19 protein-coding genes, 1 tRNA gene and 1 riboswitch are annotated in these 20775 nt (G+C 37.5%); of the genes, 12 read left to right on the forward strand and 8 right to left on the reverse strand.

Features of this window, described 5'->3' with window-relative positions; genetic code table 11:
* The first annotated feature begins 2 nt into the window (after positions 1-2).
* The 3 genes from spoVAE (at position 3) to spoVIF (ending at position 997) form a co-directional block, all read left to right on the forward strand.
* A complete protein-coding gene (gene spoVAE, locus RCG21_RS09335; RefSeq protein ID WP_133338340.1) occupies positions 3-359 on the forward strand; it encodes a stage V sporulation protein AE in 357 nt (118 codons plus the stop codon).
* A 127-nt stretch (positions 360-486) separates the two neighbouring features.
* Positions 487-612 carry a YjcZ family sporulation protein gene (locus RCG21_RS09340; protein WP_133338338.1) on the forward strand — a complete coding sequence of 42 codons (126 nt, stop codon included), beginning with the start codon at positions 487-489 and terminating at the stop codon, positions 610-612.
* Positions 613-739: 127 nt separating this feature from the next.
* Positions 740-997, forward strand: a complete 258-nt coding sequence (gene spoVIF, locus RCG21_RS09345; protein WP_026574562.1) for a sporulation-specific transcription regulator SpoVIF — start codon at positions 740-742, stop codon at positions 995-997.
* A 17-nt stretch (positions 998-1014) separates the two neighbouring features.
* Here the strand turns inward: spoVIF and RCG21_RS09350 are convergent, their stop codons facing one another.
* The 5 genes from RCG21_RS09350 to RCG21_RS09370 all read right to left on the reverse strand — a co-directional run bounded on the left by RCG21_RS09350 (position 1015) and on the right by RCG21_RS09370 (position 5885).
* A complete protein-coding gene (locus RCG21_RS09350; protein WP_133338336.1) occupies positions 1015-3324 on the reverse strand; it encodes a UvrD-helicase domain-containing protein in 2310 nt (769 codons plus the stop codon).
* Positions 3325-3704: 380 nt separating this feature from the next.
* Complete coding sequence (locus tag RCG21_RS09355) at positions 3705-4127, reverse strand: GNAT family N-acetyltransferase (RefSeq protein WP_133338334.1); 423 nt, start codon at positions 4125-4127, stop codon at positions 3705-3707.
* A 3-nt stretch (positions 4128-4130) separates the two neighbouring features.
* A complete protein-coding gene (locus tag RCG21_RS09360; RefSeq protein ID WP_133338332.1) occupies positions 4131-4646 on the reverse strand; it encodes a YjcG family protein in 516 nt (171 codons plus the stop codon).
* A 128-nt stretch (positions 4647-4774) separates the two neighbouring features.
* Positions 4775-5497, reverse strand: a complete 723-nt coding sequence (locus tag RCG21_RS09365; RefSeq protein ID WP_133338330.1) for an alpha/beta hydrolase — start codon at positions 5495-5497, stop codon at positions 4775-4777.
* Positions 5498-5660: 163 nt separating this feature from the next.
* Positions 5661-5885 carry a WYL domain-containing protein gene (locus RCG21_RS09370; protein ID WP_133338328.1) on the reverse strand — a complete coding sequence of 75 codons (225 nt, stop codon included), beginning with the start codon at positions 5883-5885 and terminating at the stop codon, positions 5661-5663.
* Between the two features lie 178 nt (positions 5886-6063).
* Between RCG21_RS09370 and RCG21_RS09375 the strand changes: the two genes are divergently transcribed.
* A tRNA-Val gene (locus tag RCG21_RS09375) sits at positions 6064-6136 on the forward strand.
* Positions 6137-6506: 370 nt separating this feature from the next.
* Here the strand turns inward: RCG21_RS09375 and RCG21_RS09380 are convergent.
* Positions 6507-7754, reverse strand: coding sequence for a cation:proton antiporter (locus tag RCG21_RS09380; protein ID WP_308913095.1), 1248 nt, complete (start codon positions 7752-7754; stop codon positions 6507-6509).
* A 228-nt stretch (positions 7755-7982) separates the two neighbouring features.
* Positions 7983-8125, forward strand: a riboswitch (cyclic di-AMP (ydaO/yuaA leader).
* Between the two features lie 315 nt (positions 8126-8440).
* Between RCG21_RS09380 and RCG21_RS09385 the strand changes: the two genes are divergently transcribed.
* The 3 genes from RCG21_RS09385 to RCG21_RS09395 all read left to right on the forward strand — a co-directional run bounded on the left by RCG21_RS09385 (position 8441) and on the right by RCG21_RS09395 (position 11160).
* Positions 8441-8860, forward strand: coding sequence for a hypothetical protein (locus RCG21_RS09385; protein WP_133338324.1), 420 nt, complete (start codon positions 8441-8443; stop codon positions 8858-8860).
* Between the two features lie 223 nt (positions 8861-9083).
* On the forward strand, positions 9084-9740 hold the full coding sequence (locus RCG21_RS09390; RefSeq protein WP_133338322.1) for a potassium channel family protein: 657 nt from the start codon (positions 9084-9086) through the stop codon (positions 9738-9740).
* A gap of 73 nt (positions 9741-9813) precedes the next feature.
* The gene (locus RCG21_RS09395; protein WP_133338320.1) at positions 9814-11160 is read left to right on the forward strand and encodes a TrkH family potassium uptake protein; all 1347 of its coding nucleotides are present in this window, start codon (positions 9814-9816) and stop codon (positions 11158-11160) included.
* Between the two features lie 219 nt (positions 11161-11379).
* Here the strand turns inward: RCG21_RS09395 and hcp are convergent, their stop codons facing one another.
* Together hcp and RCG21_RS09405 are read right to left on the reverse strand one after the other, a co-directional pair.
* The gene (gene hcp, locus RCG21_RS09400; RefSeq protein ID WP_208025411.1) at positions 11380-13053 is read right to left on the reverse strand and encodes a hydroxylamine reductase; all 1674 of its coding nucleotides are present in this window, start codon (positions 13051-13053) and stop codon (positions 11380-11382) included.
* 523 nt (positions 13054-13576) lie between these two features.
* A complete protein-coding gene (locus RCG21_RS09405; RefSeq protein WP_133338316.1) occupies positions 13577-14452 on the reverse strand; it encodes a LysR family transcriptional regulator in 876 nt (291 codons plus the stop codon).
* A gap of 554 nt (positions 14453-15006) precedes the next feature.
* Here RCG21_RS09405 and RCG21_RS09410 point away from each other — a divergent pair.
* The 5 genes from RCG21_RS09410 to RCG21_RS09430 all read left to right on the forward strand — a co-directional run bounded on the left by RCG21_RS09410 (position 15007) and on the right by RCG21_RS09430 (position 20695).
* Positions 15007-15456 carry an SRPBCC family protein gene (locus tag RCG21_RS09410; protein WP_133338314.1) on the forward strand — a complete coding sequence of 150 codons (450 nt, stop codon included), beginning with the start codon at positions 15007-15009 and terminating at the stop codon, positions 15454-15456.
* Positions 15457-15508: 52 nt separating this feature from the next.
* Positions 15509-16390, forward strand: coding sequence for an FAD binding domain-containing protein (locus RCG21_RS09415; RefSeq protein ID WP_133338312.1), 882 nt, complete (start codon positions 15509-15511; stop codon positions 16388-16390).
* Positions 16387-16866: a (2Fe-2S)-binding protein gene (locus RCG21_RS09420; RefSeq protein ID WP_133338310.1), complete on the forward strand. Its 480-nt coding sequence runs from the start codon at positions 16387-16389 to the stop codon at positions 16864-16866. Before RCG21_RS09415 ends, RCG21_RS09420 begins: the two co-directional genes overlap by 4 nt.
* Before the next feature lie 13 nt (positions 16867-16879).
* Positions 16880-19258, forward strand: a complete 2379-nt coding sequence (locus tag RCG21_RS09425) for a xanthine dehydrogenase family protein molybdopterin-binding subunit (RefSeq protein WP_133338308.1) — start codon at positions 16880-16882, stop codon at positions 19256-19258.
* A 162-nt stretch (positions 19259-19420) separates the two neighbouring features.
* Entirely contained in the window at positions 19421-20695 is a 1275-nt protein-coding gene (locus tag RCG21_RS09430; RefSeq protein WP_165976353.1) for an MFS transporter, read from the forward strand.
* The last annotated feature ends 80 nt before the right edge of the window (positions 20696-20775 follow it).

Raw genomic sequence — 20775 nt, forward strand, 5'->3', positions numbered from 1 at the left:
AAATGCTTGCCATGTTTTTTTGGGCGTTCGTAGTTGGTGGAATTATTTGTGTGATTGGACAATTATTATTCGATGTGGCCAAACTAACACCGGGTCATACTTTAAGTTTACTGGTCTGCATAGGTTCTGTATTGGATGGGTTCGGCCTTTATGAGCCATTAATTGATTTTGCTGGAGCAGGGGCAACCATTCCAATCACGAGCTTCGGTAACTCTTTGGTACACGGGGCGCTTCAAGAGGCAGAAGCACATGGAATTGTAGGGGTTTTAACAGGGATGTTTGAAGTAACCAGCTCCGGAATTTCCGCTGCCATTATTTTTGGATTTATTGGAGCGCTCATATTTAGACCAAAAGGGTAGAAGCGTAGGAGCAGGACAATACTCCATTTTTTACTGCCAGTATTCGAAAAAAGGACGCTGCCTATACACTTTTTACAGTATTCTCATATGTTATAAGTGAGATTACTAAAGTGAGGTGACTAGGTCTATGTGCTTCGGATACGGATACGGCGGCTACGGCTATGGCGGCGGTTTCTACGGAGGTTCAACTTTCGTTTTAATCGTTGTATTATTTATCCTATTGATCATTGTAGGAACAAGCTTCATTGTCTAAGATTTTCTGATTTGCATTAAGGAAGAGGGCTGGCTATAAGGATGGCCAGCCTTTTCTTTGTTTTATGAACCTTTTTGACCTTCTTTCATACTATAAAGTAGTTGTTATGAAGGAGTGAGAATATAACATGGATAATGGGTTCTTTAAAAACATAGAAAAGAAAACTGGCGTGAACATGAAAGATATCTTTGAATTAGCGAATTCTTTGCAAAATGCAAATTTTAGGGATGAAAAAACAGTCCGGAATGTAATTAAAAGAGTGTCTCAAATTGCCAATAAACCAGTACCTCAGGAATTAGAAGATCAAATTGTTAAATCGATTATAAACGATGGAAAATCGCTTGATTTTAATACCATTGCAAATATGATGAATAATAAAAAATAAAGACAAAGGCCACTTTCCTATAAGGAAGTGGGCCTTTGTCTTCTTTTGATTAATGGTGCCAAAAAACGTGAGCGATTTGCTTTTTTGCCTCTACGGTTACTTGGAACAGAGATGTAAAGCTGTTCCTTTGCACGTGTCATCGCAACGTAAAATAATCTTCTTTCTTCTTCTAATGCTGAATAGTCACCGTTCCGGTAGCTCTCTAAGGCAAAATCATGCGGCAGGCTTCCATCCACAGCACCAAGAACATAAACGGTTTGATACTCGAGTCCCTTTGCTCGATGAATCGTACTTAAAGTAATGGCCTCAGTAAAATGCTTACTTAAATTTTTGATTTCCTTATTCATCGCAGACATATGTTCTGCATGAGCCAATAAGGCTTCAATTGTACTAAAATTTTTCGCTGCTACTTTCAGGTCCTTAATATCATCCGAACCTTTCTCCAACATATTTGATTCATTTCCCCGCTTCTTTAGGAAATCCAGAAATCCAATATCCTTTTCAATCATTTCAATGGCTGTAAGCGGGGCCATTTGCTTTAATGTCCGGATGGTGGGGACTGCTTTTTTTAATTTTTTTTCCTGAAAGGCATGCGCCGTTTTATAATAGGATAGGGCCTCTAAATAACTACAATCCTGGAGGATACTCATTGCTTTTAAGTCTCTTAAAACTGATTGTTTTAAGAACAAAAAGGGCAATATATCAGACAAAGCAGATTGGTCATCTTCATTCAAGCTTAATCTTAAGAAGGAGAGGAGGCTTTTTACAATCCTTCGGTCGTAAAAAGCCTCTACATCCTGCTCAATCCGAAAGGGAAGATTTGAACTGGCTAACCGTTCAAACACGGCACGTGCACCTGCGTTCGTCCGGTAAAGTATTGCAAAATCGGAAGGCTTCGCACCCTGTGTGATTTTTTCCTGTACATCTGTCACAATCATCGTTGCCTCTTCCTCTTCATCGTTAGGGAAAAATAAAGTGGGAGCTACTCCAGTCGAGTATTGGGCTTTCATTTTCTTCAGTCTTCTTATTTTATTAGCGGCAATCATTTGATTAGCTGCTGTAACAATTTCATGTGAAGAGCGATAATTTTCTTCAAGGGTAATTACTTTTGCATAAGGGAAATCTTTTTCAAATTCAAGTAAATAACTAGGATCACTGCCTCGAAAAGAATAGATCGCCTGATCGTCATCTCCGACAGCGCAGACATTTTTATGTTTTCCCGCTAGCAATTTAATCAGTTCGTATTGCACCTTGTTGATATCTTGAAATTCATCAATAAGGAAATATTGAAATCGATTTTGATATTGTTCAAGTAATTCAGGTGTGGAGCTTAACAGCTGATAACAGCCAATGAGCATATCATCAAAATCAAATAATTGTTCCCTTTCCTTATATTCCTCATATTTTTTATAAAGGAAAAGCGCCTTTTCTTCCCATTCCGATGTAGGTCTAATATCGTTTGGAAAAAGAAGTGAGTTTTTCCAGAAGCCGATTTGCTGAAGGGCTATATCATAGGCAAACTCTTTTTCCGACAATTCTATCTCTTTCCCGGCATCCTTGAGAATTCTATCCCGCTGCCAATCTTTCTTTAAAAGGCGGTCTGAAGTCCATTTATCCCTGGAATGGAACATAAGAATTCGATAAAAAATGCTGTGGAAGGTGCCGGTAACGAGTTTATTTATGGCTTCTCTTTTCATTTGCGGATAGGAAAGTAAGCGGCTTTTCATTTCACTTGCAGCTTTGGAAGTGAAGGTAACCAGCATAATGTTTCGCGGGTCAATCTTTTTGACCTCTAACATAAAGGCTGTTCTCGCTGTTAACACCCTTGTTTTACCACTCCCGGCGCCGGCAAGAACCAATAATGCCCCGTCTGTTTCTGAGACCGCTGCTGCCTGTGCCTCATCAAGAACGACATCCGATTTTGCTAACTGTTGTAAGTAAGGAGATTGGTATTCTATCGAGTTTACTGCATTTTTCTGAAAGGGAGTCTGTGCTTCAAGGACTTTTGCTGTTTTGAAGACTTGGACGGATTTAGGTGTCTCCAGGATTGTTCTGCCTTTTGGAAGACGGAAGCCATCCACTTCTTTATGGCTTTGGTTGGTTTCTTCGTTCCTTTCCTGAACGACTGGTTCCGGGCAATCCGGAATGGTTGAATGAGTATGCGAAAAATGAGGTGATTCCTGAATGCCAAGAATTAAGCGAACACTCTCACGGCAAACGGGACAAACTAACTCACCATTTTTCCCCGCTAAATATATTTTTTGATATTCATCCCGATCTAATTGATCGAGTATAATCGTTTGGTTTTGGTATAGCACAGTTTTCATAGTTTTTCCTCTGTCTCTTAAAAATAAAGCAACATGTTTAATCATAACAAAACCCTGAAGTAACAAAAAGGCTTGAAAAATAGAAAAGTGGTGTATGGTTTGCCAGTGTATATGAAAAAGAGGTGGGACGGTAAAAGGATTGGGGTTACCTTGACCGTATGCAGGAAAAAAGAGAGGTAGCGGGAACTAAGCGGGGTACATAGTGCCCGTGAAGAAGCAAAAAGAGTGGAACGGGCAATATGAAACGGATAAATTACAAAAAATAGTCGAGTGAATGGGCAAAGCTGATAAATAATAGGTAGAAAAATAGAAAAGCACCTCCAAACAAAATAAAAAACCGAGTATAAAATCTAAAAGATTTTACACCCGGTTATTTTAAATTAAATCTTTTTCACCATCGTTTTATGGGGGATTCCCGCATCCATGAATTCTTCGGAAACAACTTCATAGCCCAATCCACCATAAAAAGGAATTGCGTATGTCTGAGAATTCAGCTTTAATTTTTGAATCCCCATTTTCCGTGCATAGTCTTCGATCCCATTCATAATCGTTTTTCCTGCACCAGTACCTCTAGCCTGTTTCATTATGCAAATACGTTCAACTTTTCCAAACCCATCCACTAGGCGAAAACGGCCGGCCCCAATTGGCGAGCCTTCATGATACAGCACAAAATGAGTTGCTTCTTCCTCGTGCTGATCAATCTCTTCCGCCTCAGGGACATTTTGCTCGTCGATGAATACAGTTCTTCTTACAGAAAAAGCATCTTCTAATTCTTTTTCATTCTCAACAATCTTTACAGTCACTTTTTATTGATCCCTTCCAAGACGAAATGTTTCATATACAGTCCAAGAACCATTTTCTAATTGATAAAGAAGATGGAACCGGTCAATCTTTTCCTCATGATCAAATTTCTTCATACGCAATGAACCGTAAATATCTGAGTGCTCATCATTTGAAAGTTTTTGACCAAGCGTAATATGTGGAACAAATTTATATTCAGGGGCTTCTTGATTTAGTTCATGATTAATTTCAACATGCAAATCGTTTAATTCAACAGTTGGCTCAACCTTTAAATAGATGACATTGTTTACAGGCTGAAAAGAACTTACTTTGGTTGTTTTGATCGAGAATGGATAGTGGTTACCGGCAATTTTTCGCAATTTATCGGCAACTTGTTTAGCATCATCCTCAGTAGCTTCAAAAGCATTTTTTAATGTTATATGTGGAGTAATTAAAGAATAATGCGGGTCATAACGTTTACGATAGGAATTTACTAAATCTTGAAGAGTTTTAGATGGAAAAATAACAACACCAAATTTCATATGTATACCTCCGTTAGTCAATTTTTCCTATATAAAAATAGGATTCCAAAATGAAAATATTATTCATAAATAATTATAGCAAATTTTCAAAAAATATAAAATTACTTTGCCTCACTATGTGTAATAAGCTAAAACATCATTGTAAGAGCACGTCTTAAATCAGGTTGCCAGTATTTCCAAGTGTGGTTTCCATCAAATTCCTCATAAAAATATGAAAATGGCTTGTCTTTCATCACTTTTGAAAGTTCTCGATTTGGCTCAATGAAATTACTCACTTTTCCATCGGTAGTGGGTACCTCTGTTTCCTGGTTTCCAACCACATGATAGACCTCCAAAAGCTGCGGTTCAGAACAGCTGCGGACCCTTTCAAGGACCTGTTCGTTAACTAATGGTGATTGCAATAATACTTTCCCAAAGGTATGAGGGTATTGAAGCGCTGTCAAAAATGAGACGGTTGCACCAAGTGAGTCGCCAATCAAGGCCCTTGTGGTTCCGATTTGATATGTCGGGAATTCGTTTTCGATAAAAGGAACTAATTCATGAGCAAGGAAACGTATGTATTGTTTGTTTTGGTCACCCTCTGGATGGTATTTTCTGCGGCGGTCCTCTACATTTTTATAGGGTATCCCAATCATGATTAAATTTTCAATTTTACGCTCAAAAAGTAATTCGTCTGCCAACCGTCCAATTCTCCCCAGTTGAAAATAGTCCTTTCCATCTTGTGCAATTAAAAGGGAATATTTATAAAGGGGTGAGAAATTTGCCGGTAAATAGACAAGAAGCTGCATTTCTTCTCCAAGTTCTAAACTTTGAAAGGTAAGTTCTTTAATTGTGCCTTTTGGATAATTCATTGATGATACCTCCAATTTTAAACTGTACAAATGCATTCTAACATAAAGATAGTTGAATTGTTTATTGGAAAGAGGGGATGGCTGAGCAGAAATAGTGGGATGAAAAGTGAGATTATGTGAGAGGGGTGGTACGAAAAGTTTGGGGCCATCCTCAAGATTAAGACTAATGGAGATATCGATGCTTAGAGCGAGCATCTGGCATAATGGATAAAATATTTTCCCGGCGAAAAGTCCGAACCTGTTTGCGAAGCAGGCAATAGGCCAGAATGTATTCATCATTGATTTCCTTCACAATTAATTTTCTCTGGGATAGTTGTTGATTTTCTGAAAGATAAATCATTTCTAACGGCAGATGTTCTTCGATTGAACGATATAGAAGACCTTCCATGTAAATTCACACCTTTCTTTTTAATATAGTATTATTATATCCGAACATTCGTTCTTTATTCAATATATTTTAGAACATACGTTCTTATGAATTATTTCCAATTTGTATTCAAAAAATACAAAAAGATATTGACTTTTTTTGCTACATAATTATAATTAATATTGTACTTAACTATTATGATCTGTTAGCTCAGCTGGGAGAGCGCAACCTTGACAGGGTTGAGGTCACAGGTTCGATCCCTGTACAGGTCATCATAACAGAACCTTGATAATGTTGAATTATCAAGGTTTTTTCGTTGTTACAGGTTATTAAGATATAGTAATACAGATTAGTTGGTGGCAGATTGGTGGCAAAAAATAAACCCGCTTTAATTGCGGGCTGTTATACTTTATTCTTAATATTTGGCTGAAAAAATTGATCAAAAGTGTTTGCTGCTGCTTCATCTGCACTGTCCAATCCATGTCCGTACAAAGCCATAGTAAGACATATGGATGTGTTGGTGGATGCAGACCAACAAAAACAAAAATATAACCATTTGTTGCTATAGGGGTTCTATTTTTATTCTAAAAAAAGCAGGTGAAACCTCACCTGTCCTTTTTACCCTGTTTATATATAATTATTTCAAGTGCCTTCTACAGGTTCTATAGTAATCCTCAACTTTTTGGCTACATAACCAGTTGTACTTGCTTGGATCAGTATGGTGACTAAGATGGCAATAAACGTTATAGAAGCAATTTGGTTAGCGTAATCAACTTTTGCAGCAACAATCATCCCTGACAGAGCGGCAGGAATAACTCCTGTTTCCCGAACCCAGAACATAAACAAAATTTCATTCATTTTCCATTTTGCCTTCCGGTCTGGTAAAGTACAAAGAAGGACCGCAAGTGGTCTAGCAATAAACATAAAGACAAGCACAACCAAAATTCCTTGTATCCAATACTGGCCTAAGATCCGAAAATCTACCTGGGTTCCTAACAGCATAAAAATAAGGGTTCTCATAATTAAGGTTAGGGGACTGGAAAAGGCAAAAACCGTTGAGTTGGTTTCTTCTGCAATATGTAACCTAAAAAGTTGTGGGTTTCCTGAGATAAGACCCGCAGTGAATGTAGCCATAAAGCCGCTGGCTTGAATAAATCCTGCTGCTAAATAAGAGCTTATGGATACAAGCAAGCTAACCACAATGCTGTATTTTTTTAAAAAGCCAAAGCGTTGTTCTGAGGTTAACAGAATACCGATAAAACCAATCACTGCTCCAACTAATATTCCACCACCAGCTTCTCGAAAAAAACTCCATATGATTGAAGAAATGGATAATTCTGTATGTCCTATTATAACCCCAAGTAAGGTAAACGTTAAAATAGATCCTGTTGCATCGTTAAAAGCGGACTCACTTTCAACTGTTCGTCTTACCTTCTCTTGAATGGCTATTTGTTTAAATACCGGCATCAAAGTGGCCGGATCTGTGGATGCAATAACTGAAGCTAGAAGCAGGGCGTAAAGAATGGGTATATCTAATAAATAGAAAGCGGTAACAGCCACAACGGCAGCCGTAATGATCACTCCTAATATAGATAGAAGAGAAATCGTAACCCAAACTTTTTTAAGTACTGAAAAGTGTATTGCAATGCCTCCTTCAAACAGAATTAATATCGATCCCAATACAATGATAAATTGGTAGGAAACAGAGTCATTGGGAACTGTAATCAAATTGAAAACGGATGGTCCAATTAAAATCCCTACAATCATAAACAGGGCTACGTCGGGAATTTTAATTCTTTCGGAAAGTTTAATAGCGATTAATCCAAAAAGAAAAACCATGGTGATCATGTATAGTTCACGTTGAACAAAATGCATTTCACTTGCTTCCATGTGATCTCTCCGTTCTCTTTTTGTTTTTCATGATTATAGGTTGTTCCTTATGCAGTTCATCTATGAATACATTTAATTAAATTTGAACGAATACCAAAATCATGAGTAATTTAAAGAAAATGTTGAATTTTATTAGAAAAATGAGCAAATGATAGGTTATTTAATAAAATATACCTCTTTACAGCTTTTTCAAATGGAGCTAAAATGACCTCATATTGAACATCTAATTAAATAGTTCGGCCTAATTTCGACATTTGGGAACGGAGGAACCAATTTTTGGGGGTTAATTCTAATACTGTAGAAAGGATGAGAATATTCTCTTTCGCCATCCTACCCGTCAGCTAACTTCGTCGGCTAAAGCGAAGGAGGTCTGTGACCGCCTATTCAGGGGGCTTTTTTGTTTCATTGGACAAATTGAAGCATAGGAGCAGCTTGAAGTTAAAATAGGTGTTTTTTTGTGCCTATTTTTGAGAAAGATACATGGGAGACGGAACACTAAGAGAGCAAAGTTGCTGGCTATGTGTTAAGTAGACCAATGTTACTTTTTGCCTATGTAATGGAAGAACATTTTTTTTGCTGTCTGTTAATTCAGATTTATGCCGGGAATATGGTTTTGTTCCATCTTGGGAAAAAGTAAGTATTGGTCTATTTTTTTGTGAATAAATACAAAACGGGTGATGATACGGATGTTGAATGGCTATATGATGAAAATGAATCTAGTTGTACCAAAAGCAACTATCCAGCTTGACAAAAAAGTTTATGGGGTTGGTACTAATATAAACGGTTCCATTGAGCTTAAGGGTGGTCTTATTAAAAATAAAGTGAAAAGGTATGATATTGATTTAATTAAAAAAGATCCAAATTCTCATGAAGAAGAAACTATCAATAGCCATACGGTTTTATTTTCTTATTCTAGTTTACCTGATAAATCAGAAACCATTCCTTTTACATTTTATATCCCTGAGAGTATTCGAAAAGATAGGGGATCTCTTCTTTATACTTTAATAATAAGGATTGTTTTAGCCAACTCTAAAAGTATTACACAATGCCTTCCAATTATGATCAATAATGAAAATGGTTTTAAAGAAATGGATGTGGCATATTAAATCCACCTGTGGGTGGCTTTTTTTTTGAATAATTGATTAAGAAAATATTACATGAGACATCTATAATTTTCCTTGGCTAATTTGTGAATGACAGCAGATTTTAAAGATAAATCAAGTAATAAAATTCAGAATGTACATATACAAACTGGAACCAACTTATTGAGTGGTATTTTTTATTGGATTACATTAATTAGTTTTAGGAGATACAGCAGGAGGTTTTAAGATGCAAAAACAATATGCAGTCATTGGAATGGGTAGGTTTGGCTCAAGTGTTGCTGCCGCCTTATTTAAAGAAGGAAATGAAGTACTAGCTATTGATAAAAAGGAAGAAAACATTGAGGATAATCAGGACTCCGTTACACATGCAGTTATAGGGGATACGACCGATGTATCGACCCTAAAAAATGTAGGGATACGAAATTTTGATACTGTCATTGTAGCGATTGGCGATGATCTTCAAGCAAGTATTTTATCCGTTCTCCTACTTAAAGAATTAGGAGTTAAGCATGTTGTGGCAAAGGCTATAAATAAAAGTCATGGACAAGTTTTGGATAAAGTAGGAGCGGATCGTGTAATTTATCCTGAGAAAGACATGGGAGAAAGGCTTGCACATCAGTTAATGTCATCTCCAAACGTTTTAAATTTCATTGAACTGGCAGATGACTATAGTATTGAAGAAATTAAAGTACCTGCAAGTATGAATGGACAAAACCTCCGCGAAATCAATATGAGGGCAAATTATAATATAACCGTCATCGGTATAAAAAATAAAAATAAAATTGATATCTTGCCAAATCCGGAAACCCCGCTAAAATCGGATGACATCTTGATTGTAATTGGAGAAAATGAAGACTTACAGAAATTCTCCCATATCAGTTAATTAAATTAATATCAAAACGCATAAAGCAATTTTGAAAAGGTTAGTGGAAAAATTTAATAAAGGGGGATAAAAGGTGGGTTCCTTTAAACGAAAAGGTAATCTAATTAAATTACATCCAGCCCAAATTCTTGTTATAGGGTTTGGCAGTCTTATTTTAGTAGGGACTCTGCTATTAATGCTTCCATTTTCCACTGTGGAAGAAGGAAGCGGTCTTAACTTTATTGACGCTTTGTTTGAGGCAACATCTGCTGTGTGTGTAACAGGATTAGCAGTTGTGGATACGGGAACAACATTTACATTATTTGGTCAAATCGTTCTTCTTTTCTTAATCCAGTTCGGCGGATGGGGATTCATGACAATTGGTATATTTATGTTTATCATCTTAGGAAAGAAAATAGGACTAAAAGAGAGGTTGCTATTACAGGATTCATTAAATGTATTAACGCTATCAGGGGTTGTGAAGCTTGTTTTGCGAATTATTAAAATAACATTGATTGTTGAAACAATTGGTGCTGTTATTTTAGCCATTCGCTGGTCTTTTGAAATGCCATTGGGCAAGGCCATTTATTATGGTATCTTTCATTCCATTTCTGCATTTAATAATGCTGGTTTTGGCCTCGAACCTGATAGTTTGAGTAAATGGGTGGGGGACCCAACTATAAATTTAGTCATTACTTTTTTATTTATGATTGGCGGTATTGGTTTTACTGTAATAATGGATACTTGGCAAAAGAAATCATTTCGAAAATTATCCCTGCATTCTAAAGTAGCTTTACTAATGACCTTTATTCTTATCATATTAGGTACAATGATCATTTTTGCATCTGAGTTTCACAATCCTGCAACTATTGGAAAGCTTAGCTTAGGGGATAAATTATGGGCATCTTATTTTCAAGGGGTAGTGCCTCGCACAGCAGGTTTTAATACCATTGATTATGGAGAAATGACTTTATCATCTCAGGTGTTTACAATGGTTTTAATGTTCATTGGGGCATCGTCTGGTTCCACAGGCGGAGGAATCAAAGTAACAACCTTTGCTATTATCCTTCTTGCTTTTTGGACCGTTCTTACAAATCAAGATAATGTAAATATATTTAAAAGGAGAATTCCTTGGCAATTAGTGAATAAATCATTGTCCATTGCAGTAACTGCTATGATTTTTATTTTTACCATTTTCTTTTTATTAACTTTTACGGAAAAAGCAGATATGAATAAAATCCTTTTCGAAACGATTTCCGCTTTTGGTACAGTTGGTTTATCAGAAGGATTAACAGGAAACCTTTCGCCGCTTGGTAGACTTTTGATTACCTTAATGATGTTTATTGGAAGACTTGGACCGTTAACAATGGCTTTCGCTCTTATGTTAAATAAGAAAGAAGGAAAACTAAAATATGCTGAAGAAAAAATATTAATTGGATAAGTAATTATAAATTAGGCCTTAAGGAATGAAAAATCATCATCCTTGTTGTTTTTAAAAGAAGAGAAAAGACTAATTCTAGATTTTACTCGAATTTATTATTATTAATGGGCACTCACTAAAAGTGAGTGTTTTTTATTATATGAACTATATTCTTAATCCAGGGAAAGCCACTGAGGCTCTCCCTTTATCCTTCATCCCATCCGGGACCCGAGTCTATAATTAAACTAATGCACTTTCTTGAATTTCAATTCCACTGTTCATGAACATTTCTATGTCTTCTTTGGTATTTGAAATGCCGCCTACACCAAAATTCTCAATTAAGAAGTTCGTTACGTTTGGTGATAAGAAAGCTGGTAATGTTGGTCCAACGTGAATATTTTTCACACCTAAGTAAAGTAAAGCTAAGAAAACGATAACCGCTTTTTGCTCATACCATGCGATATTGTAAGATAACGGTAATTCATTTACACTTTCTAATCCGAATGCATCTTTCAGCTTCAATGCAGTCATGACTAGTGAGTAGGAATCGTTACATTGACCGGCATCAAGCACCCTTGGAATTCCGTTGATATCACCTAAATCTAGCTTATTGTATCGATATTTAGCACAACCGGCAGTTAAAATGATCGTATCTTTCGGAAGTTCTTCGGCAAACTCTTTATAATAAGTTCTGCTCTTATGGCGGCCATCACAGCCAGCCATTACAAAGAATCGTTTAATATCACCCTTTTTCACAGCTTCTACAACTTGATCAGCTACTTGTGCTACTTGATTATGCGCAAATCCTCCAACAATTTCACCTTTTTCAATTTCTACTGGTGGTTGGCATTTCTTTGCATGCTCAATTATAACGGAGAAATCTTTAGTACCATCTTCATTTTTAGGAATATAGGTTACATCCTGGACAGCAGTTGCACCAGTTGTATACATTCTTCCTTTATAAGATTCCCTTGGTGGTACAATACAGTTTGTTGTCATTAAAATTGGACCGTTAAAGCTCTCGAATTCACGAGTTTGTTCCCACCATGCATTTCCGTAGTTACCGACAAAATGGTCATATTTTTTGAATGCTGGGTAATAGTGCGCTGGAAGCATTTCACTATGTGTATACACATCTACTCCCGTGCCTTCCGTTTGTTTTAAAAGTTCTTCCATATCTTTTAGGTCATGACCGCTAACTAAAATTCCCGGATTTTGACGTACACCAATGTTTACTTTTGTCATCTCAGGATGACCATACGTTGATGTATTTGCTGTATCTAATAGCTCCATGGCATGAACACCGTACTTTCCACATTCCATTGAAAGTTCGATCAATTGTTCCATACTTACGGAATCATCTGTAATCTTTGCTAGTGCTTTTTGCATAAACGCATTTAGCTCTTCATTTTCATAGCTTAGATTTGCTGCATGCTCTAAATATGCTGCCATTCCTTTCAAACCGTAAGTCACTAACTCTCTTAATGAACGAATATCTTCATCTCTTGTAGCTAAAATACTAACTTCTTGAGAAGCAGATTTCATTTCAAGCTCATAATTGGTTTCACGATACCAAGTGACAAAGTCGCTATTATTGTCTAATGTGTACCCTGCATTTCTGATTGCCGCTTTAATTTCTTCCCGGAGCTTTAGTCCTTCTCTTACTGTATTAAAAAATTCATTTTTATCCCAATTTGCATTTGTAATCGTCATAAAGAGGCCATTTATGATAAACTGATCAGTTTTCTTTTGATTAATCCCGATTTCACGGGCCATTGTATTCACAATCGCTAGTCCTTTAATCGTGTAAATCAATAAATCTTGCATATTTGCTAAATCATCTTTTTTTCCGCATACTCCAACAACTGTACAACCTGTTCCTTTTGAGGTTTCTTGACATTGAAAACAAAACATACTCATTTTAATTTCCTCCAGTGAATGATTGAATAAGTATCATAAGCAATTAGCGATATAATCAACGTGTTTACATCGTTATTGTAAATTCATTTATTATAAATTTGGAGTGCTTTATGGATCTGTTCACAAACAAGCCAAAAAGATTTGAACACTTCGTGACAAAAAAGACAAGTGGATGCGGTTTGCATTAAACGCCTAGTTGAATTTTTGGGCCGTTTTAAATGATGACCCCAATCAGGAAAAATATTTTCATTTTGGAGATATAGAGGCCGTCTTTGATGGTGACAAGATCCCCTTTTTAGGTGGATGGACTCAGCGAAACTGAAAGGAAATTCAAATTTAAAAGCCCAATTTCTCAGTAAATTGAGAAATTGGGCTTTTTTCGTTTCTCCATTAATGGATCTCTTTAGTAAATCTTCTGTTTATTTATTATTTCTAGTAACTGGGGAGGATGTCCAAGATTTATGGAATAATTGCAAATTGTTTAGATTTTTTACAACAGAATCGAAGGTGCAGTTCATCACGAGTCAAAATAATCAGTTGCAAACGTGCGAAATGTTTGTGCAGCAGTCGATAAGTATCGTGTTTCCACCCAATTCAACCCAATCACTCTCTCGCAGACAGGTTCTCTGATCTTCAATTTTACAGGTAAGTTGCTATTGTTTTCTTTCCACCAATGGGCAGGAATAAAAGCGGTTCCCAATCCTAATTTCACCATGTCGAAGATAACTTCAGCGTCGTTACATTCAAACGCGATATTGGGGATGAAACCGGCTCGATTACAAAATTCGATAGTTAAATCACGGAGAGCGTAGTCTGCTGTAAGACTGATGAACTTATCGCTGGCAACTTCACAGAGATTAATTTGGTCACGATTTGCGAGTGGATGTTTGGTAGGAACAGCCAGGTAAATGTCTTCCGTTAACAAGGGATTACAGCAAATGCCAGGTTGATGGAGGGGCGGTGAGGAGATACAAAAATTAATTTCTCCATTTACAAGGTGATGTTGTATCTCCTTTGTTGGGAATTGTAATAGCCTAATATTGACATGAGGGTATTGTGACAGAAACGCACTGATAAGATCCGGTAACAAGCGTGTGGTGGTCGTGCCCAAATGAACAACCCCATTTTCAAGGCCTGCCATGTCAAGTAATTCACGGTTTGCTTCTTCCAACTCAGTAAAAACACGATTAACTCGGCAAAGGAATGCTTTTCCGAATGGGTTCAGCCTGATTTGCTTCCCTTGACGATCAAATAAGGGGACGCCTAAAGACTTTTCCAACCTGGAGATTGTTTTGCTCAGTGATGGCTGAGCGATATGCAGTTGTTCTGCAGCTTTCGTCATATGCTCCATACGGGCAAGAGTTTGAAAATATCTTAACTGGAGTAGATCCATATTTATCGCCTTCCTTTATAGCTTAGAATCTATCGATATATAGAAAATTATGTATTTAACTTTATAAAAAATCAAGTGTACAATCATATAAAAGATTTAAAATGACTAAATTTTCAATCACTTTAAATTGAATCTAATGTGACTTTGATGAGTAAAGCGGGAGAAGCCACTTTTCAAACATCAGTTGAAAGAGCACTGCATGACACTGATACGTATTCAAAGGGAAATCCTGGATATGAAAGGTTCTATATATAAGCGACCTGGAATCAAAGTGTTCATAGAATTGGATGCAAAGTGGTAATAGAGATTTGTTTTTACCAATATTTCCGGATGATATGTTTTGGCAAACAACAATATAGCGCCAATAGGGGAGTTAGAAAATTAAAGTAAAAGAAAGCGGATACATCCCTGCTGTAGGTAAAGAACAACTAAGAATTTACTCATAAAAAATCTTTGAGAAATATATTTTCAGGGGCACCAACTTGATAATCCTTTCTAACAGGGAATCAAGCTATATAAAGTAATACTTACTAAAAAATGGAGGCAAGATATCAATGGAATTATCAGGGAAAGCGAAATTTAATTATTGTTCAGAAGTCGTTTGGGAAGCGATGCATGATCCAGAATTGCTGAAGAATGCCATCCCAGGATGTCAAAACTTAAACTTGGTTGGAGATGGTAAATATGACGTTGAGCTTAAGCTTGGTGTAGCAGCTGTAAAAGGGGACTACACGGGTAAGGTTAAATTAGAAGACGTCCATGTACCATCTCATTATATCTTGACTGCTGAAGGTAGTGGGAAGCCAGGATTTGTTTCCGCGAAAATGGATTGTAAAATTATACCTGAAGGAAAAGGCTGTCAATTAATTTGGGAATGCAATGCAGATATAGGAGGAATGATTGCTGGGGTTGGAAGCAGGGTCATCGGAGGTATTGCCAAATTCATGGCCGGTAAATTCTTTAAAGATATAGAAAAACAGCTAAATGTTCATCAAAACATTTAATGTATAGAAATTCAAAGTGATTTAGTATTTTATTCCGAATGGAGGGATTCCTATGAAACCAGCAAAGTTTAATTACCTTCGACCTTCGAGCATAGAAGAAGCCGTACAATATTTATCCGAATACGGGGAAGATGCGAAAATCATATCTGGTGGCCAAAGTTTGATTCCTCTATTGAATATGAGGCTTTCAACACCAAAATACTTAATCGATTTAGGAAGAGCTGAGGGGTTAGGCTATATCCGAGAAGATGGAGAATTCCTCGTTATTGGAGCTTTGACCAAACATTGCGAAATAGAAAAATCTGAATTGGTTAAAGAAAAGTGTCCATTATTGTCGGAAGCAATCCGGTGGGTAGGCCACGCACAAATTCGTAATCGGGGAACTGTTGGTGGAAGTATCGCCCATGGTGATCCATCGGCTGAATTACCATGTGTGATAACGGCTTTAAGGGGAGAAATTGTTATTGCCGATGCAAATGGTGAAGAAGTCTTTTGTCCTGAAGAATTTTTTCTTACTTATATGCTTACTTCGCTACAGCCAGATCAATTGGTTAAGGAGGTTCGTTTCCCCATTACAAAACCATCAAGCGGTTCTGCATTTGTTGAAGTAGCGAGAAGACATGGGGATTTTGGACTTGTCGAAGTGGCTGCAGTCGTTGATTTAGATGCGGATAGTCGTTTTTTAAGTGTCAATTTAGCCATTGGCGGTGTAAATTCTGTTCCTACACCATTAGAGGATGTGGAGAAACTTCTAATCGGCAAAGAGGCGTCCGAGGAAATATATGAAGAGGCGGGTAATCTAACAATGGAAATTGTTGAACCGGAATCTGATCTTCATGGGACTGCCGAATATCGAAGAGAACTTTCTGGAACTATAGTTATTCGTGCATTAAAGCAAGCAACCGAACGTGCACAGGGAGGCGGAGGATTATGATAGAAAAGGTTAAAATAAACCTAAAAGTTAACGGTCATCATATCGATAGAGAGGTAGATCCTAGACTGCTGCTGTCAGATTTTATTAGGGAGAACTTGTTACTTACTGGAACGCATGTCGGCTGTGAACATGGAGTTTGCGGGGCTTGTACAATTCATTTAGATGAGGCCCCCGTTCGCTCATGTTTAGTGCTTGCTGTTCAAGCAGATGGCTGTGATGTCAAGACAGTGGAATCACTTATGCAAGAAAATGGTGAACTTAATTACTTACAGCAAGCATTTTCAGACAATCATGCATTACAATGTGGATTTTGTACACCAGGTTTCTTGATGACCGTTTCTAGTTATTTAGAAGAAAACCCAAATCCCAGTGAAGAGGAAATAAGAGAATGTATTTCTGGGAATCTATGTCGCTGCACTGGATATTCCAATATTATAAAAGCTGTGAAGCAGGCTGCTCAAACTGTATCAAATTAGGGAGGGAAGACGGATGACAAAATACGTTGGTCAAAGTATTAGGCGAAAAGAAGACTATCGACTAGTGACAGGTACAGGACAGTTCGTAGCTGATATCAAAATGGCAAATATGGCGGAAGCAGTCTTTGTTCGCAGCACTCATGCCCATGCCATCATTAAAGAGATTGATATCACTGAAGCGAAGGCTTTAGATGGTGTCTACGCCATCATTACTGGACTTGAAATAGACGGGAAGATCAAGCCTCTTGTCCAATTTGAATCACATAGTGCTCTGCCTCCTAATGTAGAGAAGGAAATTAATCCGACAATTCGTTTTTGTTATGAAGACGTCCTAGCTAAAAAAAAGGTAATGTATGTAGGGCAGCCAATTGCAGTCATTGTCGCAGAAAATCGGTATATTGCTGAAGATGCAGCGGATTTAATAAAAGTCGAATATGAAACAATACCAATCGTTGTCGATCCATTTAAGTCATTGGAAAAAGACGCGCCGTTGATTCAAGATCATCTTGACGGAAATATTCAAGCGGAATTCCGGGTGACGACAGGAGATGCAGATCAGGCTCTTAAAGATGCAGAGCATATCCTAAAGGCAAGGATTAAAACCCCAAGGGTTTCTTCTAACCCGTTAGAGACGAGAGGGGTCGTTTCAACTTATGATGTTCGTACCAATCAATTACATGTTTACTCATCCACACAACTTCCTTTTGAAGTAAGAACCTATATGGCTAAATGTTTAGGTCTAGTTGAACAAAGCATTCGAGTAACAGCCCCAGATGTTGGGGGAGGTTTTGGTCCTAAAGGTGGAGTTCATCCTGAAGAAATTATCATTCCATATTTATCTAAATTGTTGAAGAGACCAGTCAAATGGATCGAAGATCGATTAGAACATTTAACAAGTGCCCGTCATTCAAGGGATCAAATCCATGATGTAGAAGTGGCTTATAAACAGGATGGGACAATTGTTGGAATAAAAGATCAGTTCATTATAGATTGCGGTGCTATGAATTATTTTGGTTTAACATGTGCTTACAACAGTGCCTATCATTTGCGAGGTGCTTATAAAATACCAAACTACGATATTGGTTGCCAGATTGTCCTAACGAACAAAACACCAAATGTTCCATTTAGGGGGGCGGGAAGACCAGAGGTAGTTTTCGTTATGGATCGAATTATCGATATGGTAGCTAGAAAACTAAAAAAAGACCCAGTTGAAGTTATGAGAAAAAACATGATTCAAGCGGAAGAAATGCCTTACGACCAAGGGATATTGATAAAAGATGGTGCTCAGTTAATTTATGATAGCGGCGACTATCCTGCTGCACTAGAACAAGGCTTAAAAATGGTCGATTACGAAGGCTTCCGTGTACAACAAAAAGAATGGAAGAAACAAGGTAAGCTTGTTGGAATAGGTATTTCTTCTTATGTGGAAGGAACAGGGGCAGGTCCATTTGAAAGTGCTTATGTAACTATTGACAGTACTGGTCAAGTAGTAGCCCATCTTGGGGCATCCCCGCAAGGGCAAGGGCATGAAACCGTATTCTCCCAAATATGTGCAGATGAGTTAATGCTAAGCCCAGACAACATTACTATTAGGGTCGGAGATACGACAAATCTGGCTTATGGAGCTGGAACGTATGCGAGTAGAAGTGCGGTAAATGCAGGATCAGCGATTCAAGCAGCATCAGCGAAATTACGCGAAAAAGTATTAGCTGTCGCAGCTGTCATGCTGGAAGTGGATCCTTCGGATTTACAAATGGTGGATGGCAAAGTTTTTGTTGAATCTGCACCTAAAAAATATGTGACCTATAAGGAAGTTGCGAATGCAGCACGTCCAGGGTCCAGATGCAAGGTGCCTGATGGAATGGAACCTGGCCTACAAGTCACACATTACTTTGTTCCGCCAACTGTTACGTTTGCATCGTCTGTCCATATTGCCATGGTAGAAGTGGATAAGAAAACGGGTTTTGTTGACTTGAAAGGTTATAGCGTGGTTCATGATGCAGGAAAGGTCATCAACCCAATGATTGTAGACGGACAAGTTCAAGGGGGGATTGCTCAGGGAATTGGTGCAGCTTTATATGAGGAAGTCATATACGATGAAAAAGGCCAACTCTTGACTGGTTCTTATATGGATTATTTATTGCCAACATCGATGGAGATCCCGAATGTAGAAAAAGGCCATCAAGAATTCCTATCAACCAGAAATCCGCTAGGTATTAAGGGAGTTGGAGAAGGTGGAGCCATTTCGCCGCCTGCTGCTATTGCGAATGCTGTTGTAGATGCACTTTATCCTTTAGACATTGCAATTAATCAACTGCCTATTAGCCCTAGTAACCTTCGTCAATGGATTAAGGAAGCAGAACGTAAACAGGATAAAGTTGAAATAGGTTGAGATGTGTTGTGTAAAAAAATTAAGTATTCATTGTCATTAGAATATACCCTATGCGAAAACAGAATAGTAGACAATCATGAAAGCAGAAGGTTTAAAAAGATTTATATCTAGATACTGTAAGTACTGATTATAAAACAATTCATGATGATAGGGGAAAATATATTGAATAACTTTAATGCTCAAACAATCATGCCGACTAAAAAAATGACAAAAATTCGCTGGTTTTATATCGCTTTTCCATTACTCTTGCTTTTTACCGTTTCCATGATGGATAAAGCAAACATCAATATTCTGCTTGCCAATAAGCCTTTTTTGCAAGACTTAGGCATTGATGGAAATCTTGTAAAAGGGACACTTAGCAGTATATTTTTAGTAACCTATGCATTTGGTCAATTAGCCTGGGGTTTCATTATTGACAAGATTGGTGCGCAACGCAGTGGACTTATTGGAATCAGCCTCTGGGCATTTGCCATGGTTTTGGGGGGAATAGCTGATTCTATTAGTATGATTTTATGGTCTAGGGCTTTATTAGGAATAGGTGAAGGCGTCCTTTATCCAATGGCTCTCAAATTAACTTCAAACTGGTTCCCGTATAATGAACAAGCTAAAGCGCAAACCACCTGGTATAGTGGGAATGCATTTGGCCCAGTCCTCGGACTTCCTCTCATTGCGATCATAGCGTCTGCATATGGTTGGAGGGAAAGTTACTTTATACTTGCAGCGATTTCAATCGTATGTTTAATTTTATTTTGGATTATGGCAAGAGATAATCCAGCTAAGCATTATGCAGTTAATCAAACAGAGTTTAACTATATTCAAAGCAATCAAAAAGTGGAGGTAACTATTACTGGTAATAAAGGAAGCATCAAAACTGTACTTATAAGTCCTTTGTTTTGGATTTTAACGATTGTTTATTCTTGTTTTTCTATTGGATATTATGGAATTTCAACCTTTTTACCTAGTTACTTGACAGAAGAAAAAGGAATAGACTTTGTAAATTCAGCGGTCATCAATGCTGGGGGGTTCGCTTTAGCTATTGTTGTACAAATGGTTACTGGGTATTTCTCCGATCGGTTCATGAAGAGGGCTGTTTTTGTTGGTGGAGCAGGCGCACTTATCATTGTATTTATGCTTTTATCCCTTTTTACGACAAACAGTACAGTTGCGGCCATCCTGAGTATTTTACTAATAGGTCTTTTGTTTATGCCAGCAGCTTTGACGATGACAATGCTTCACCGTGTAGCGTCGCCAGAAGTAATGGGAAGTATCAGTGGTATATTCGGATGTTTATCGTATTTAATCGCAGCATTGGGGCCGATGATTGTTGGTATATTCAGTCAAATGAGTGGTTCATATAATGGTGGTTTTATCGCTATTTTATGTTTCATTGCCCTTTCACTTTTCTTAAGTGTTTTCTTAGTTAGAAAAGGATTTTAAAAGATAAGCGAAAAGAGGAGAGAGACAAAAAGGAAATCTGATTTTTTGTCTCCCTCTATCTTCATAATATTAGGGATTAT

It is taken from the genome of Bacillus salipaludis, assembly GCF_030938565.1.
GTDB classification, from domain to species: domain Bacteria; phylum Bacillota; class Bacilli; order Bacillales; family Cytobacillaceae; genus Neobacillus; species Neobacillus salipaludis_A.